Consider the following 17,710-nt stretch of genomic DNA (forward strand, 5'->3'; position numbering starts at 1 on the left):
TATAGGGTCTTCAACCAAAGAGGCCGGACAACGATCCGGATAGATAATTTTGTGTGTGCCTGTGAGCACAGTGAGGAAAGGAAAGATGGGGCAATCAGTAAGTTTCACACCGGTACCCGCCGGTTTGGGCTGCAATGGTATTGGTTATGGCGCGACGTCGTCGCAGGTTATTTCTGGTGCTGTTTCAGCTACCTCTTCTCATCGTGATTCAGGCAAGTCCTGTATCCATTCATTTGTTTCCGGTGCGTATGCCCCTGCCGTAATGAACGGAGGTGTACGCCATGTCGCTTGATACATCTCTGCCTAACGCTGGCGCAAAACGTGCTCAGTTAAAAAGAACGCTTACGCTGTGGCCCGTTGTTATGATGGGGCTGGCGTACATGCAGCCGATGACCATTTTTGATACCTTCGGTATCGTGTCTGGCCTGACCGACGGCCATGTGGCGACCGCCTATGCGTTTGCGCTGGTGGCTATTCTGTTCACGGCGCTGAGCTATGGCAAATTGGTAAAACGTTTCCCGTCAGCGGGTTCTGCTTATACCTATGCGCAAAAAGCGATCAGCCCGCACGTTGGGTTTATGGTCGGCTGGTCATCGCTGCTGGACTATCTGTTCATGCCGATGATCAACATTCTGTTGGCGAAAATCTATCTGGAAGCGATCTTCCCCGGCGTGCCGTCGTGGATTTTTGTCGCGGTACTGGTTGGATTGATGACGTTGTTTAATCTGCGTGGCATCAATCTGGTTGCTAACCTGAACTCCATTATCGTGGTAGTTCAGGTGGCTATCATGGCCGTGTTCCTGGGGCTGGTCATCCACGGTGTTTATCTGGGTGAAGGTGCAGGTACGCTGACCAGCACGCGTCCGTTCTGGTCTGAGAATGCGCATGTGGTGCCGATGATTACCGGGGCAACGATTCTCTGCTTCTCGTTCCTGGGCTTTGACGGCATCAGCTCGCTGTCGGAAGAAACGCAGGATGCCGGTCGGGTGATTCCAAAAGCTATCTTCCTGACAGCACTCATCGGTGGTGTGATCTTTGTTGCCGTGGCGTACTTTCTGCAACTGTACTTCCCGGATATTTCCCGCTTTAAAGAGCCGGATGCGTCTCAGCCGGAAATCATGCTGTATGTTGCGGGTAAATTCTTCCAGTCTATTATTCTGGTGTTCTCCTGCGTCACCGTGTTGGCGTCCGGTATGGCCGCACACGCCGGTGTTTCACGTCTAATGTATGTGATGGGACGTGATGGCGTGTTCCCTGAGCGCTTCTTCGGTTATATCCATCCAAAATGGCGTACCCCAGCGCTGAACGTCCTGCTGGTTGGCGTGATCGCACTGTCTGCGGTGTCATTCGATCTGGTGACGGCAACTGCGTTGATTAACTTCGGTGCGCTGGTGGCGTTTACGTTCGTGAACCTGTCGGTTATTTCACAGTTCTATATTCGTGAACGCCGTAACCGTACCGTGAAAGACACCATTAACTTCCTCGTACTGCCTGTACTGGGCGCGTTAACGGTAGGGGCGCTGTGGGTGAATCTGGAAGCCAGCTCGATGACGCTGGGTCTGGTGTGGGCAACGATCGGGCTGCTATATCTGGCGTTTGTGACGCGCAGCTTCCGTCAGCCAGTCCCGCAATGCAGTGAAGAGCCAGTGTAAATAACTGACGACGCGCATGAATGAAAGAGAAAAGCGGAGCCCGAGTGCTCCGCTTTTTTATGGCGAGTAATCCCTGGCTGCCACCCTTACGGGCCGTCGCAAGCGACGTTGAAAAACGTTCCCCACGTTTTTTTATGGCGGCAATTATTCTTGCCGCCGACATTCGGGTTGCTACTGCGCAGTGTTGAGAACGCGTCCTGCGTTTTTACACGTTATCCCACCAGTTCCTGCGCATAGGCGTACAACGCTTTTAACTGCGCCATCTTCTCTTTATCGTCTTCATGAAGCTGATACAGATTACTGAGCTCTGACAGATAATCCTGCAGACGTTCCGGCGTAAATACCGCGCGACGATGCTGCAGCCAGCGCTGCTGTTCACGATCGTCCAGCGTGCCGGGGAAATTGCGGGCGCGATAGCGGAAAAGCAGCGGTTCCAGTCGATTATCGGCAAACGTGAGATCCAATGCAGGGAGGTTCTGCGGAGCGGTCTCCTGAATAATCTTCATCGCCATACGGTCAGCATCGCCGAAGAAGCCATCATAAAGCCGTAAATCGACATCATCAGATGCGACAAATGCGGGCGCTTCAGCAAACAGCTCGACCACTTTTTCTCTGACGCTCGTGTTGTTGCGCAGCAGCGCCAGATTATCCAGACAGCGTTGACGATCGATGCCTAACCTTTCTGCGTCTTCGGGGCGTAAGGTATTGGCTGGTGCCAAGACCGGACATTTATTGATGTGCACCAGCTTGAGCGGAACCGCACTCTGATCGGGTTCCAGCGCATCCCGACGGGTATATAACCGTTCACGCAATGTCTCGCTGTCCAGTTCCAACAGCGGCGTCATATCGCCAGCCAGATCGCACATGATGACCGCATTACGGTTGTCCGGATGCCAGGCGAGCGGCACGACCCAACTTGTGTTGCTCCTTGCCGCGCCAAACATGCCAGATACGTGCACGAGCGGTTTCATCTGTGGGATATCAATCAGTGCGGAAATTTTGTTTTTGTTACGCAGCGTGAACAGATACTCAAACAGCTTGGGCTGTGCCTGCTTGAACAGTTTCGCCATGGCGATAGTGGCATAAACGTCGGACATCGCATCATGCGCCTGTTCGTGCGAGATGCCGTTGGCTTTCGTCAGATGTTCAAGGCGGAAACTGGGCAGGCCGTCATTATTATCGGGCCAGACGATGCCTTCCGGCCGCAGCGCATAGCAGGCACGTAACGCATCCAGTAAATCCCAGCGCGAATTGCCGTTTTGCCAGCTGTAAGCGTAAGGATCGTAGAAGTTACGGTAGAAAATATTCCGGCTGACTTCATCATCAAAGCGAATGTTGTTGTAGCCCATAATACAGGTGCCGGGCACGCTGAACGCGTCGTGGATCTGACGGGCGAACTCCGCCTCATTAACACCTTTTGCCAGCGCGACCTGCGGAGTAATGCCGGTGATCATCACCGCTTCCGGCTCCGGCAGGTAATCATCGGAAGGACGACAATAAATGACCAGCGGCTCACCGATAATATTGAAATCCATATCGGTACGAACCCCTGCAAACTGCGCAGGGCGATCGCGCGCCGGGTGTTTACCGAATGTCTCGTAATCGTGAATGAAAAAAGTGGGTTGTATTTTCTCGGCCATATATGCAGTTAGCTACGTGTGCGCGCTGAGCCTGAAATCAGGCAAAACAGTCTGGAAAACGGCAAGGATATCATTTAATCGACTTTTCTGCGGCGCTTTCCTGATTTGCATCACTTCTCTGACCTACATCAATAGGCAGGTGGAGATAATCGCTAGGCATGACTGTGTCCATTCGGTTACAATTTTTGTTTTAATGCGAATGATAATTAAATTCGATACTTTGCGAAGTTATTCGCACTGCTTAATACCGAAATAAGGAGAAAGGAATGCGGTTTCCCTCGATGATAAAAATGACGCTGCTGGCTTCCGCGTTAGTGGTGGCGGGCTGTGATCAGTCTGATTCAACACCTGCGGCCAGTAAAACTGTCGCGATCGAACATACAAAAGGTGTGACGCAGGTTCCTGTGAATCCGAAAAAGGTCATCGTGTTTGATACCGCTATTCTGGATACGATGACCGCGTTGAACATTGACGTCGCGGGCGTACCGCAGGGTGACGCAAAAATTTTCCCTGACGTTCTTGCCCAATATCGTGACAGCAAATATCTGAATGCGGGCACGCTGTTTGAGCCTAACTATGAAGCGATTAGCAGTGCCGCTCCCGATTTAATCATTGGCGGTGGTCGTGCTCGTGATGCCTATGACAAATTAAATGCTATCGCGCCGACGATCGCATTGGATATCGATGACCACCAATTCATGACCAGTTTTACGCAGCGAGTTGAACAACTGGGGGAGATTTTTAGCAAGCAAGACGAAGCTAAAGCCAAACTGGATGATTTTAAACAACGCATCGCCCAAACGCGTGAAAAAGCCGATAAGGCAGGTACGGCATTATTGGTGATGGTCACGGGCGGCAAAATGTCGGCATATGGCCCTAAATCTCGTTTCGGCTTTGTTTTTGACGAGCTGGGATTCAAGCCTGCAACGGAATTTCCTGATTCCGGACGCCACGGTAACGTCGTGACCTCTGAACTGCTGTTAAGCGCTAACCCAGATTGGTTATTCGTCTTCGATCGTGACAGCGCAATTGGGAACCAGAAGGAAGGCCAATCAGCAAAACAGGTGCTGGATAATCCTTTGGTGAATAAAACCAATGCCTGGCAGAACAACCGCGTTATTTATCTGGACTCCTCTTCGATTTATATCGCGGGCGGGCTGCAAAGCTATCTGCGTCTAATCGATGATGTCAATAAAGCACTTGATGCCAAACCCTAAGACTGCATCGTGACTTCGGCAATGAAAACGTTTTATTTTTCGGTTGGTATCATCTTCATGCTGGGGATGATTACCACCAGTCTGTTTATCGGGGCAGGGCAAGTCACGTTTAATGCGGTATGGACCGACCCGATGATGCGTGACATTTTCTTTATTAGCCGTGTTCCGCGCACGTTGGCTCTGCTGTTGGCGGGGAGCGCCATGAGCGTTGCAGGCTTAATCATGCAACTGCTGACGCAAAACCGTTTTGTCGAACCGTCACTGGCTGGCACAACGCAGTCTGCGGGGTTTGGCCTCCTGGTTGTGATGGTGATTGCCCCGTCGGCTTCACTGATGGTGAAAATGGTGGTCGCCAGCGCGTTTGCGATGGTTGGTACGTTACTGTTTATGATGCTGTTGCGCCGTATTGTCCTCAAATCGGCTCTGGTCGTGCCGTTGGTCGGGATCATGTTGGGCTCGGTCATCGGTGCGGTGACTACGTTCGGCGCAATGCATTATGACTTGCTTCAATCGCTTGGCAGTTGGGAAGCCGGGGACTTTTCCGGTATTTTACAAGGACGATATGAACTGCTTTGGCTGGTGGGGATTCTCACATTGTTGGCCTGTTGGACGGCGGATCGTTTTACCGTTGCCGGAATGGGGCGAGAGTTCTCTGTCAATGTCGGCCTGAACTACCGAAAAGTGATGCTGCTGGGGCTCTCTATTATTGCGGTGATTAGCGGTGTCGTTGTCGTCGTCGTGGGGGCATTGCCGTTTCTGGGGCTGATTGTGCCGAACCTTATTAGCATGATGATGGGGGATAACGTGCGAAAAACCATCCCTTGGGTCTGTTTGCTCGGCGGTGGGCTGGTGCTGTTGTGCGATATCATTGGCCGCGTGGTGCGTTACCCGTTCGAGATTCCCGTGAGTGTGATTTTGGGCGTGATTGGTGCCGTTGTGTTCCTTTTCCTGTTGTTGAGTCAGAGACGTCATGTCAGTTAATGAGTTCAAAGTTGATACCCCCACTGCCACTTCGTCTGTAGCGTGCAGCTCATCACCTTATCGGCGTTTATGGTGGCTGAGTGCGGTGGCATTAGCGGCCATCGTGGTGTTCATGACCATCAATCTGGGCGGTAACCTGCGCTACATCCTGATACATCGGGGCCAGATTTTATCCACGATGGTACTGGTCGCGTTTGCTGCTAGTGTGTCAACCGTCCTGTTCCAGACGGTGACGAATAACCGCATTCTCACGCCTTCTATCATGGGGTTTGAGGCGCTGTTTATCTTGCTGCAAACAGCGGTGCTGTTCTTCTTTGGGGTACAAGGTATTACGGCGGTTGGCGTGAGCGGCAAATTCATCCTTGAAGCGTTGCTGTTGGTGCTGTTTTCCTTGTTACTCTATCGTAGTCTGTTTACCGGGAGTCACAGTAATCTACATCTGGTTCTGCTGGTCGGGATCATCTGTGGCACCTTGTTTCGCAGTGCTTCCAGTCTGATGCAGCGGCTCCTGACCCCCGGTGAGTTTGCTGTGCTGCAAAGCAGAATGTTTGCCACCTTTACGCGTGCAGCGCCGGAACTGATTGCGCTGTCTGCTGCGATCATCTTGATTATTGCCCTGTGCGTATGGCGATTGCGTTTCCAATTGGACGTACTGGCACTGGGGAAAAATACAGCGATTAATCTAGGTATCTCTTACAAACGCCATGTAACGCTGGTGCTGTTGCTAGTGTCAGTGCTCGTCGCTGTGTCGACGGCGTTAGTGGGCCCGTTAACCTTTTTAGGATTTATGGTGGCGAATTTAGCCTATCTGATTGCGGGTTCCAGCCAACATCGCATTGTGCTGCCGACGGCGTTTTTGCTTGGCATCATCGCGTTAGTGGGAGGGCAGTTAATTCTGGAACATCTGTTGGGCATGGCGGGAGCGCTTTCCGTGGTGCTCGAATTTATCGGTGGTTCGCTGTTTATTGTGTTGTTACTGAAAAAGGTTTCTGTGTGATTGAGATCGGCAATGTAACTAAAACGTATAATAACGTGACGGTATTAGACAATGTCTCGGCGACGGTGCCTCGTGGCGGTGTGACGTCGATTATCGGCCCGAATGGGGCAGGGAAGTCGACATTGTTGTCCATCATCAGCCGCTTGCTGGAAGCGGATCGCGGACAGGTAAAAGTGAACGGCATGGATGTGATGACAACGCCAAGCGATAAGCTGGCGACGTGTTTGTCCGTGCTACGGCAGGAAAACCAGTTTACCAGCCGTTTAACGGTAGCGGAGCTGGTGGGTTTTGGCCGTTATCCCTATACCAAAGGACGGCTGAATGCTGACGATCGTGAACGCATCAGCGCTGCATTGGCGTTCCTCAATCTGACTGAGTTGAAAGATCGGTTTTTAGATGAGCTCTCCGGCGGTCAGCGGCAGCGGGCTTATGTCGCCATGGTGCTGTGTCAGGACACGGAATATGTGCTGCTGGATGAACCGCTGAATAATCTGGATATGAAACACGCGGTGGCGATGATGAAACAGATTCGTCGTGCGGCTGATGAGCTAGGTAAAACCATTGTGCTGGTTATCCACGATATCAACTTTGCTTCCGCCTATTCGGACTACATTATTGCGATGCGCAAAGGGCAGGTTATCTACACGGGGAAACCGGAGGACATCATGGTGTCCGACGTCCTGGAAGATATTTTCGATACCGAAGTTGCCATCGAAGAGGTTCATAATCAGCGCATCGCGGTATACTATCGATAATGGTTTGATGACAGATTATCCGCTCAGCGAGGCATTAGCGCAAAGCGCGTAAGCACTGCTTGAAAGACGCTGGGTATAACCTGTATGGTGAATGCATAAAGAATTTATGTATGACTTAAGGTAAGGGTAAAAGATGGATAAGGACACTAAGCCGTGTTTCCAGGATGTGCTGGAATTCGTGCGCATGTTTCGCCGTAAAAACAAACTTCAGCGTGAAATCGTCGACAACGAAAAGAAAATTCGCGATAACCAGAAGCGCGTCCTGTTGCTGGACAACCTGAGCGAATATCTGAAACCGGGCATGTCCATCGAGGACGTGCAAAATATCATCGCCAATATGCGCGGTGATTATGAAGATCGCGTTGATGACTACATCATCAAGAACGCCGATCTGTCGAAAGAACGCCGTGAACTGTCTAAAAAGCTGAAAGCGATGGGCGAAGTTAAGTAACCTGACGCGCCGTTTTTACGGTAAATAGCTACTGTAAAAGGATCGCTTCCGCGGTCCTTTTTTCTTTTTTATTCTCAATCAGTTCATTCCCTCCTCTTTTGGCCTAACCTCTTTTCAGTCAATCATTGTCGTATCGGACGCCTGAAAAACTGGAATCCAGCTCGCACGTCGAGTGCCATTTTTTGCAATTTAACCGCTTTCTTGCGAAGCGTTTCCCCACCTGAGTATTTCGTCCTGTTGCATGAACTTGAGTTACTGCAACATTCCCAAGCGATCAACAGGGAAAGAGGGAAGGGATTTGTCATGGCAAGGGACGATGTCGGTAAATAGTCTGGCTTGGGCTGGCGTGCTGGGTATTCTGCCGCTGCTTTTTTTGCCGCATATCCCGGTGCAAACGCTGTTGTGGTGGGGAATGGGGCTATCCATCTGTGTGATTCTGGGTGGATATCGTTATGCTGGGATGCGGTTTATCGCGCTTGTTGCTGTGAGTTTTTGTTGGGCAGCGTTGAATGCTCAAACTCTGCTGCTACAAATTGATCGTTTCACGCAGGATTCGGTTAACGCTGTCGCGACAATAAGCAGCATACGGTTCAGCGAACACGGTGATGGCGGGATCACGGTTCGGTTGGAAGAGATAAACCAGCAGCGGGTCTTTCCACCGCTATATGCTCAACTGACCCTATCATCGGCGATGGAAAACTGGTGCGGTGGCCAACGCTGGGCGATAACCGCCAATTTTCGACCTATTCATAGTCGACTAAATGAAGGCGGCTTTGATAGCCAACGCTGGGCGATAGCCAAACGACAACCGTTATCGGGTCGTGTGCTAACGGCAAAAGTGATAGATAGTCGCTGTGATTTCCGCCAGCGCACGATCGCGCAGGCGGAACAGCAGGTTCAGGGCTTACCATGGCGTTCTATTTTATTGGCACTGACGTTTGGCGAGATGAAGACGGTTAGTCCGGAACTCAAGGCGCTCCTTCAGAATACGGGTACGATGCACCTGATGGCGATCTCTGGCCTCCATATCGTGCTTGCGGGGCTGGTCGGATGGGGAATGGCGCGGGCGTTGCAGTATGGCTTTCCCGTTCAGTGGATTGGCTATCGTTTCCCATTGCTCACGAGTGCCGTGGTTGCCTGGGGATATGTCTGGCTGGCAGGGGGGAATCCTCCTGCGGTGCGATCGGCGCTGGCGCTCAGCGTGTGGGTTTGCCTAAAAGTCTGGAGCGTTAACTGCTCAGCCTGGCAGGTTTGGCTATGGTGCGTTGCGCTGATTCTGGTGAGCGATCCATTGAGCGTGTTGTCAGACAGCTTTTGGCTCTCTTGTCTTGCGGTGGCATCGCTCATTTTCTGGTTTCAGTGGGCACCGCTTCCCCACCGACTACAGACGCGGCAACGATGGTTCTGGCTACGCTGGATCCACCTGCAAACGGGAATCACCCTGCTATTGATGCCCCTGCAGCTTCATATCTTTCATGGTTTTAGCATTACCTCTCTGCCCGCCAACCTATGGGCGGTGCCTTTAGTGTCTTTCGTCACCACACCGCTCATTTTGCTGGCATTGAGCACGATGGCATTTGTACCACTAGGTGAAATGCTTTGGTGGTTGGCAGATATTTCGTTGCGTGTGGTGTTCGCACCGTTGACGTATCTACAGACAGGGTGGATCTATCTTGATGCATCGTTACTGCTAGGGAGCGTCGCGGGATGGGGTGCCGTCGTAATATGGCGCTTTCGCTGGTGGCGAATCCATCCGATGAGTATCGGCGCGCTGATTCTGGTTTTATTGGCTTTCCGCATAAAGAGCGATGAACCTGCCTGGCGTGTGGACATGCTAGATGTCGGCCATGGGCTGGCTATCGTGATTGAGCAGCGTGGAAAGGCGGTGCTGTACGATACGGGAAATCGCTGGGAAGGAGGCGATATGGCGACGCGGGAAATTCTGCCTTATCTGAGATGGCGGGGAGTCGACGTGGAAAACATTATCCTGAGCCACAGTCATATGGATCACATCGGGGGACTGGAGACGCTACAGGCAGCCTATCCTGAAGCAACGATCTATAGCGCAACCAATGCGATGAATCATCGTTCTTGCCTACGTGGCGAGCGTTGGCGCTGGCAGGATCTCACGTTTACCGTGCTGTGGCCGTTAGCACCCGTTGCACGAGCGGAAAATAACGATTCCTGTGTGATCCGCGTTGATGATGGCAAACACAGTGTCTTATTGACGGGCGATCTGGAATCAGATGCAGAAATGGCATTAGTGAGGTTAGAACGTAGTGCACTGCGTGCGAATTTGTTACAAATCCCTCATCATGGCAGTAAAACGTCATCCTCACCCCCTTTCATCCGCTCGGTTAATGCCGAGTTCGTTATCGCCTCTGCGGCACGTTATAACCCGTGGCGACTGCCTTCAGTAAAGATTGTTGAGCGATACCGACAATATGGTTACTCATGGATTGATACCGCGTCATTTGGGCAGCTAAGTGCTCGTTTTTTCAGCGATTCATGGCATATTCTGCGGTTCAGAGATCACATATCGCCTCGTTGGTATCATCAGTGGTTTGGCGTAGGGCGGTATAATGAGTAAAATGGTCGGCTATTTCTTCCCGCTTCAGGTTTACTACATGCTGAATGATAAAGATCTCTCCACCTGGCAGACCTTTCGACGCCTATGGCCGATGATCTCTCCTTTTAAAGCAGGGTTGGCAGTTGCTGCAATCGCACTCATTGTTAACGCTGCTGGCGATACACTAATGCTTTCTCTACTTAAACCGTTATTGGATGAAGGCTTCGGCAAAGCCGAACGCTCCGTATTGATTTGGATGCCGCTGGTCGTCATCGGGTTGATGTTAGTGAGAGGACTCTCTGGATTTGTTTCCAGCTACTGTGTCGCTTGGGTTTCAGGCAAAGTGGTGATGAACATGCGCCGCCGCTTGTTCTCCCATATTATGGGGATGCCTGTCGCGTTCTTCGATCAGCAGTCAACAGGAACACTACTCTCGCGCATCACCTATGATTCCGAACAGGTTGCGGCTTCGTCATCTGGTGCGTTGATTACAGTCATCAGAGAAGGGGCATCGATTATCGGCCTGTTCATTCTGATGTTCTACTACAGTTGGCAATTGTCCATCATTCTGATTGTGATTGCGCCGATTGTATCGATCGCCATGCGCGTGGTGTCCAAACGATTTCGCAGTATCAGTAAAAACATGCAGAATACGATGGGGCATGTAACCACCAGCACGGAGCAAATGCTTAAAGGGCATAAAGAAGTACTGATGTTTGGCGGCCAGGACGTTGAGACTAAACGTTTTGACCAGGTCAGCAACCGGATGCGTCAACAGGGTATGAAAATGGTATCCGCGTCGTCGATTTCCGATCCTGTTATTCAGCTGATTGCTTCGCTTGCGCTGGCATTTGTACTGTATGCCGCCAGCTTCCCTAGCGTGATGGAGACATTGACTGCCGGTACCATCACAGTGGTGTTCTCTTCCATGATTGCCCTAATGCGTCCGCTAAAATCTTTGACCAATGTGAACGCACAGTTCCAGAGCGGGATGGCCGCGTGCCAGACGCTGTTCGCGATTCTGGATATGGAACAGGAGCGCGACACGGGTAAACGCGAAATCGAGCGCGCGCAAGGTGAACTCGAATTCCGCCAGGTGAGTTTTGCTTACCCTGGAAGAGAAAATCTGGCATTAAAAAATATTAACTTGCATATCCCTGTAGGGAAAACGGTGGCGTTGGTTGGGCGCTCTGGTTCGGGTAAATCAACGATTGCCAGTTTGATCACGCGTTTTTACGATATTCAATCAGGAGAAATTCTACTTGATGGGCACGATCTACGCGAGTATCGCCTGTCGTCTTTGCGTAATCAGGTGGCGCTGGTTTCTCAAAACGTGCATCTGTTCAACGATACGATAGCGAACAATATCGCTTATGCACGCAATGAGCACTATAGCCGTGAAGAAATTGAGCGTGCGGCGAAAATGGCCTATGCGATGGATTTCATCAATAAGATGGAACATGGTTTGGATACGATCATTGGTGAAAATGGCGTAATGCTTTCCGGTGGACAGCGGCAGCGTATCGCAATTGCCCGCGCGCTACTGCGTGATAGTCCGATCCTGATATTGGATGAAGCTACGTCGGCGCTGGACACGGAATCTGAACGAGCGATCCAGGCTGCCTTAGACGAACTGCAAAAAGATCGTACGGCCTTGGTGATTGCACACCGTCTCTCCACGATTGAAAAAGCGGATGAGATTCTGGTGGTTGAGGACGGCAGAATCATCGAACGTGGTAACCATGTTGCACTCCTGGCGGAGAACGGTGCCTACGCTCAGTTGCATAGAATGCAGTTTGGCGAATGATTGAACGTATCTGGTCCGGTCGATCGCGACTCTATTGGCTGTTGCTGCCGTTGTCGTGGCTATACGGATTTATCACGTTTCTGATCCGCCAAAGCTATCGACTGGGGTGGCGGAAAAGCTGGCGATCTCCCGTTCCTGTCGTGGTCGTGGGGAATCTGACGGCAGGTGGCAATGGGAAAACGCCTGTCGTCATTTGGCTTGTCGAGCACCTGCAGCGCAGAGGCTATCGTGTCGGCGTGGTGTCACGCGGCTACGGTGGAAAAGCGGAGCGTTATCCTCTGCTTTTAGATTACGCGGTAACAACGGCGCAGGCAGGCGATGAGCCGGTGCTGATTTTTCAGCGAACCGGAGCACCCGTTGCGGTAGCTCCCTGTCGTCGGGACGCCGTGAGTGCGTTATTGGCACAGCACACGCTAGATGTTGTGATCACGGACGATGGATTACAGCACTATGCGTTGGAAAGAGATATTGAGCTGGTTGTGATTGATGGAATGCGGCGTTTTGGCAATGGATGGTGGTTGCCTGCGGGTCCAATGCGGGAAAGAGAAAGTCGTCTAACGTCGGTGGATGCTGTTATTGTTAACGGCGGCACGCCGCGAACAAATGAGATAGGCATGACATTAACGGCTGGGATGGCAGTTAACTTACTTTCTGGTGAGTCTCGCCCGCTGCGCCAACTGCATGATGTCGTTGCGATGGCGGGTATCGGACATCCCCCGCGTTTTTTTGCTACGTTGCGCGAGGCTGGCGTCAGCATTGCACGTGAAGTTGCCTTTGCTGACCATCAATCGTACCAACCAGAGCAGCTTGAATCGCTGACTCAGGATGCGACACAGCCTCTGCTGATGACGGAAAAAGATGCTGTGAAATGTAAGACGTTTGCCCAACGTAATTGGTGGTATCTGCCGGTCGACGCTATGCTCGCTGAGCCCCGAGCCACGCAGTTGCTCGATAAACTGGAAAACGTGATTAAGCTGCATACGAGTAACAGAACATAAATCGAACTTGTACCACGGTTTTAGATATCTTCCTGAAGGTATCGCCATAGTAGATCGCTGCCATAGCGAGAAAGAACATGCCGGTCATCGATCGGCCAAAGATGGAGGAAGCATGGATCACCGTTTACTTGAGATTGTTGCCTGTCCTGTTTGTAACGGTCGGCTGTATTTTAATAAAGAGAAACTGGAGCTGATATGCAAGGTCGATGGTTTGGCCTATCCGGTTCGTGATGGCATCCCCGTGCTGCTGGAAAACGAGGCTCGTAAACTCGGCGCTGACGAGATAACACAATGACCTATACCGTGATCATTCCTGCGCGTTTTGCGTCAAGCCGACTGCCGGGTAAGCCGTTGGCGGACATCAACGGTAAACCGATGGTCGTCCATGTGATGGAGCGGGCGCTGGAATCGGGAGCGCAGCGCGTGATTGTCGCCACCGACCATCCTGATGTTGAAACGGCCGTGAAGCAAGCTGGTGGTGAAGTGTGCCTGACCCGTGCCGATCATAATTCCGGTACGGAGCGCTTGGCTGAAGTTATCGAACGCTACGGTTTTACTGACGATGACATCATCGTTAACGTTCAGGGCGATGAGCCACTCATTCCTTCCGTGATCATTCGTCAGGTGGCGGAAAACCTCGCGGCCAGTAAAGCGGGAATGGCAACGCTTGCGGTGCCGATTGAAACCAGCGAAGAAGCATTCAACCCGAATGCAGTAAAAGTGGTAACCGACGCGGAGGGATATGCGCTGTATTTTTCTCGTGCGACGATCCCTTGGGACAGAGAGCGTTTTGCTCAGTCTAAGGAAACTATTGGCGATCATTTCCTGCGTCATCTCGGCATCTATGCCTACCGTGCCGGGTTTGTGCGTCGTTATGTCAGTTGGGCACCGAGCCAACTGGAGCAAATCGAATTACTGGAACAGCTGCGCGTGCTATGGTACGGCGAGAAGATTCACGTTGCGGTTGCGAAAGCGGTGCCTAGCGTCGGTGTGGATACGCCAGAAGATCTGGCGCGTGTGCGGCACGTTATGGCTAATCGCTAAGACCTATCACACCACGCGACTATGAATACTTCATGGGGAATCTATTCTTGCCGGAATAGATTTTCTCCATGAGGTTTTTTCTTTATATGACATATTATTTTTTAAATTATTTAGCACTTATTTAGATAAGTATTCTTAAAAACTCTCAAATTACGCTGTGCCGCTTTATTCCATAGGCGATTTATTTTCATTCTGAATTGATGAATAGCGAGTGAAACTTTTATTTTTATATTTAAATGCTACTATCAATTCGCCATGTTTTTGCATGGCGTTTTTATTATTTCAACTAAGGACGGTAATGATATGAATGCTAAACGTTATATCGCAAATTTTTTTCTCGGCGGTATGCTGATGGGGGCTGCGGCGGGCAGCAGCGCGGCGGTGTATTACATGGCGCCCAACGGCAATGACGCGAATAACGGCAGTAAAAACTCTCCCTGGAAAACGATCGATCGCGCACAGAAAACATTAAATCCCGGCGACCGCCTATGGATCCGTGGCGGTAACTACGTGTTTACCAAGGGGCTGAACGTCTGTGCAACGCGTACTGATGTGGTGAACGCGATTACGCTGAATAAGAGCGGTACCGAAGGTAAGCGCATTGAGTATTGGGCGTACAGCGGAGAAGTGCCCGTGTTTGATTTCAGTCAGATGCAGGATGATTGCCGCGTCAAAGGCTTCAACGTTGTGGCAGATTGGATCTCTCTGAAAGGACTGGAAATAACCGGTGTTCCGCAGCGCAATAACCTTAACCATGAATCCTGGGGAGTATGGATAAGGGGCAGCAATAATATATTCGAGCAATTAAATATCCACCATATTATGGGCACGGGTTTGTTTATCCAGCGCGGGGGATATAACCTGGTATTGAATAGTGACTCCCACCATAATTACGATCCGCTAACCTCTAATGGCGCTGGTCAAAGTGGCGATGGATTTGGTGCGCATATTCCGGCTAATCAGCCAGGTAATATTTTCCGCGGTTGCCGGGCATGGTCAAACTCGGATGATGGCTTCGATTTAATTAATGCCTATTCTCCGGTGCTGATTGAAAACTCTTGGGCGTGGTCACACGGTTATTTGCCGGGAACGACGCAGTCGCTGCCGGCAGGTAATGGTAATGGCTTTAAAGTCGGTGGCTACGGCGGCGTTTATGTGGCAAATGCGGTAAAGCATACCGTGCGTAACTCGGTTGCGTTTTTAAATAAAGCGGCCGGTTTTTATGCTAACCACCATCCGGTTGCGAACGATTTCTTTAACAACACCGGTTATAAAAATAACCCTAACTTTAATATCCGCGGTATTGATGCAAACGGAAAAGCGATTGGGCTAGGTACGCTACGCAATAACGTTTCTCATGGCGGTAAAGACCTGTCGTTCTCCGACGGTGCGAACATGCGCTATAACTCATGGGATCTGAAAATTGCGGTATCAGATTCTGACTTCGAGAGCGTTTCGGTGACCGGCTGGGATGCACCGCGTCAGGCGGATGGCAGCTTGCCAGTACTGAAGAGCCTGCATCTTGCGTCGGGTAGTGCGCTAATCAACAAGGGTGGGGATGTCAAACTGCCTTACAAAGGTTCAGCCCCAGATCTGGGTGCTTTTGAACGCGAATAATGGCGGAGTGTAAATACACTCGCCTGTCACTCACACTATTCCTCCGCTAACAGGCAGGGAATAGTGCGGCAATAACACCGGCAGGGCATGTTCCCTGCCGTCATTGATCCTCTTTTATTTGATCTGCGTTGAAGAATTTGTCCTTCGCTCGCCGCATCATGGTGAGTGGAGTCATTTGGCTCAACGGGGGTATAGCCGTTTATGGAACAGTTGAAATCGGAGCTCAGCACCGTGTTGGGGGAAAGCCTCAGCCGACTTGAGCGCATAAGCGAACAGCCCTATGCGGATCTGTATGCCTTGTATGATAAAGAAGGCAACGCCATTCCTTTGTTGGCTAAAAGCTATATTTGCCAGGGCGTCGCACAGCAAGAAGCCTACAAGCTCTCGATGCTGGCGCGTGAGGGCGATGTTCGTTTGCCAACCGTTTATGGGCTGGTTCTGACGCAGCAGCAGCCTTATCGTGAGCTGTTACTGATTGAGCGCCTGCGCGGTGTGTCGGTGGAGGCACCACCAAGAAGCGGTCAGCGTTGGACGCTGCTGATGGATCAGATTGTTGAAAGCGTATTAGCCTGGCACCGCATTGATAGTCATGGTTGCGTCGGTTCTGTCGATAGCACGCAGGACAACGACTGGGTCAGTTGGTACCAACAGCGTGTGGAAGTGTTGTGGTCGACGTTGCTCAATGTCAGTGCGCCACAGCTGACGCAACAGGATCGGGGCGTGCTTTATCGCTCTCGCCAGTGTTTAGCGATGCTATTTGAAGATTTTGAGGATGGCTGTGTACTGGTTCACGGCAATCTTTCGCTGCGCAGCATGTTGAAAGACGCCCGCAGCGATCAACTGTTGGCGATGATTAATCCAGGCATGATGCTGTGGGCGCCCAGAGAGTATGAGCTCTTCCGGCTTTGTGAAACCGGGATGCCGGAGCAACTGCTTTATCACTACCTAAAACAGGCACCGGTAGCTGAGTCTTTTGTCTACCGGCGCTGGTTGTATGTTATCTGGGAAGCCGTGGCTCGTTATATCCACACCGGTCAATTAGACCGTCAGCTCTTTGATGTGGCTTCCCGAGAACTGTCCCCTTGGCTGGAGTGAGCCTGTGGTTGTTCGGCACTGTGTGGTGTTGCCGACGTTCCCTTCAGCGCTTGCCAGAGGCGACCGAGTGTTTCATACCAAGCGCGTTCGCTGTGCGATAAATAGTAAGCGGAAGGAAAGACTTTCTCCCACGGGTTGAGCGCAGAGGTGATCGCCATCTGATTCGCCGGAGCCGGAATTGGCGCTAGCCCCTGAGCCTGGAAGAACCGTATGGCGCGAGGCAGGTGGTTTGCCGAGGTCACCAGCAAGAAAGGGCGATCGCCAACAATCTTAGCGGTTGCCGCCGCTTCTTCTTCCGTATCCCTTGGCGTATCCAGAATGACGATATCCTGTTGAGGAATACCCAGACTTTCTGCGACCAGCGCAGCGGTTTTCGCACTGCTAACTGGGTTACCCTGCGCCGCGCCGCCAGTAAAAATTAATTTTGCGCCGGGGTTGGCATGATAAAGGCGAATCCCTTCCGTCACGCGTGGGAGGCTGTTGCTGATCAAATTGGAACTGGGTGCCCATTCCACGTTATAGGTATACCCCCCGCCCAGCACGACAATATAGTCGGCTTTGCTCGCCTGCGGCGTTTGCCGCCAGGTTGGGTAGTGTGATTCCAGTGGTAACAGCAGCCTATCGGCGACAGGTTGCAGGCTGAGCAGAATCAGCGCCAGCCAACTGGCTAAGATTATCGTTCTTCCCGTGCGCTGCCGTTGGGTAAACCAGAGCAGTAGCAGGCCAACACCCATCAGAAGCAATAGCAATGGCAGAGGCTGCAGAAGGCCACCGACGAACTTTTTGAGTGTGAAAAGCATAAAATTGCATTCCTTTTGAGTGAAAAACCCGCATCCGGGAAGATATCATGCGGTAAGGCCATTTATTCTAAGCCAGCCTGTGCCAAA

Annotated in this window: 16 protein-coding genes; 14 read left to right on the plus strand and 2 right to left on the minus strand. The window is 51.4% G+C overall.

Features of this window, described 5'->3' with window-relative positions:
- Positions 1–85 precede the first annotated feature (85 nt).
- On the plus strand, positions 86–292 hold the full coding sequence (locus tag I2D83_RS22545) for a hypothetical protein (RefSeq protein WP_015840009.1): 207 nt from the start codon (positions 86–88) through the stop codon (positions 290–292).
- Positions 282–1,652: an APC family permease gene (locus tag I2D83_RS09655; RefSeq protein ID WP_015840010.1), complete on the plus strand. Its 1,371-nt coding sequence runs from the start codon at positions 282–284 to the stop codon at positions 1,650–1,652. The genes I2D83_RS22545 and I2D83_RS09655 overlap by 11 nt, the downstream gene beginning before the upstream one ends.
- 212 nt (positions 1,653–1,864) lie before the next feature.
- Here the strand turns inward: I2D83_RS09655 and sbcB are convergent, their stop codons facing one another.
- A complete protein-coding gene (gene sbcB / locus I2D83_RS09660; RefSeq protein ID WP_181844276.1) occupies positions 1,865–3,292 on the minus strand; it encodes an exodeoxyribonuclease I in 1,428 nt (475 codons plus the stop codon).
- A gap of 266 nt (positions 3,293–3,558) precedes the next feature.
- On the opposite strand from sbcB, the gene I2D83_RS09665 reads away from it, so the two are divergent.
- From I2D83_RS09665 to I2D83_RS09720, 12 genes are all read left to right on the plus strand, one after another.
- Complete coding sequence (locus tag I2D83_RS09665) at positions 3,559–4,509, plus strand: siderophore ABC transporter substrate-binding protein (protein ID WP_015840013.1); 951 nt, start codon at positions 3,559–3,561, stop codon at positions 4,507–4,509.
- 21 nt (positions 4,510–4,530) lie between these two features.
- Positions 4,531–5,490: an ABC transporter permease gene (locus tag I2D83_RS09670; RefSeq protein ID WP_015840014.1), complete on the plus strand. Its 960-nt coding sequence runs from the start codon at positions 4,531–4,533 to the stop codon at positions 5,488–5,490.
- A complete protein-coding gene (locus I2D83_RS09675; RefSeq protein WP_181828406.1) occupies positions 5,480–6,487 on the plus strand; it encodes an iron chelate uptake ABC transporter family permease subunit in 1,008 nt (335 codons plus the stop codon). Before I2D83_RS09670 ends, I2D83_RS09675 begins: the two co-directional genes overlap by 11 nt.
- The gene (locus tag I2D83_RS09680; RefSeq protein ID WP_015840016.1) at positions 6,484–7,242 is read left to right on the plus strand and encodes an iron ABC transporter ATP-binding protein; all 759 of its coding nucleotides are present in this window, start codon (positions 6,484–6,486) and stop codon (positions 7,240–7,242) included. Before I2D83_RS09675 ends, I2D83_RS09680 begins: the two co-directional genes overlap by 4 nt.
- Before the next feature lie 133 nt (positions 7,243–7,375).
- Positions 7,376–7,693 (plus strand): PTS system regulator TmaR, encoded by a 318-nt coding sequence (gene tmaR, locus I2D83_RS09685; protein ID WP_005967626.1) that lies wholly within the window; start codon positions 7,376–7,378, stop codon positions 7,691–7,693.
- 316 nt (positions 7,694–8,009) lie between these two features.
- Positions 8,010–10,283, plus strand: coding sequence for a ComEC family protein (locus tag I2D83_RS09690; protein ID WP_205948171.1), 2,274 nt, complete (start codon positions 8,010–8,012; stop codon positions 10,281–10,283).
- 37 nt (positions 10,284–10,320) lie between these two features.
- The gene (msbA, locus tag I2D83_RS09695) at positions 10,321–12,069 is read left to right on the plus strand and encodes a lipid A ABC transporter ATP-binding protein/permease MsbA (RefSeq protein ID WP_181846926.1); all 1,749 of its coding nucleotides are present in this window, start codon (positions 10,321–10,323) and stop codon (positions 12,067–12,069) included.
- Complete coding sequence (gene lpxK / locus I2D83_RS09700; protein ID WP_205948003.1) at positions 12,066–13,067, plus strand: tetraacyldisaccharide 4'-kinase; 1,002 nt, start codon at positions 12,066–12,068, stop codon at positions 13,065–13,067. The genes msbA and lpxK overlap by 4 nt, the downstream gene beginning before the upstream one ends.
- A 112-nt stretch (positions 13,068–13,179) precedes the next feature.
- On the plus strand, positions 13,180–13,362 hold the full coding sequence (locus tag I2D83_RS09705) for a Trm112 family protein (RefSeq protein ID WP_005967647.1): 183 nt from the start codon (positions 13,180–13,182) through the stop codon (positions 13,360–13,362).
- Complete coding sequence (gene kdsB, locus I2D83_RS09710) at positions 13,359–14,111, plus strand: 3-deoxy-manno-octulosonate cytidylyltransferase (protein ID WP_015840021.1); 753 nt, start codon at positions 13,359–13,361, stop codon at positions 14,109–14,111. Before I2D83_RS09705 ends, kdsB begins: the two co-directional genes overlap by 4 nt.
- Before the next feature lie 303 nt (positions 14,112–14,414).
- Positions 14,415–15,728 carry a pectate lyase PelN gene (pelN, locus tag I2D83_RS09715; RefSeq protein ID WP_015840022.1) on the plus strand — a complete coding sequence of 438 codons (1,314 nt, stop codon included), beginning with the start codon at positions 14,415–14,417 and terminating at the stop codon, positions 15,726–15,728.
- Between the two features lie 201 nt (positions 15,729–15,929).
- Complete coding sequence (locus I2D83_RS09720) at positions 15,930–16,823, plus strand: YcbJ family phosphotransferase (RefSeq protein WP_205948004.1); 894 nt, start codon at positions 15,930–15,932, stop codon at positions 16,821–16,823.
- Here the strand turns inward: I2D83_RS09720 and elyC are convergent.
- A complete protein-coding gene (gene elyC, locus I2D83_RS09725) occupies positions 16,775–17,623 on the minus strand; it encodes an envelope biogenesis factor ElyC (protein WP_205948005.1) in 849 nt (282 codons plus the stop codon). The genes I2D83_RS09720 and elyC overlap by 49 nt on opposite strands.
- Positions 17,624–17,710 lie beyond the last annotated feature (87 nt).

Source organism: Pectobacterium aroidearum (genome assembly GCF_015689195.1).
Lineage (GTDB): Bacteria > Pseudomonadota > Gammaproteobacteria > Enterobacterales > Enterobacteriaceae > Pectobacterium > Pectobacterium aroidearum.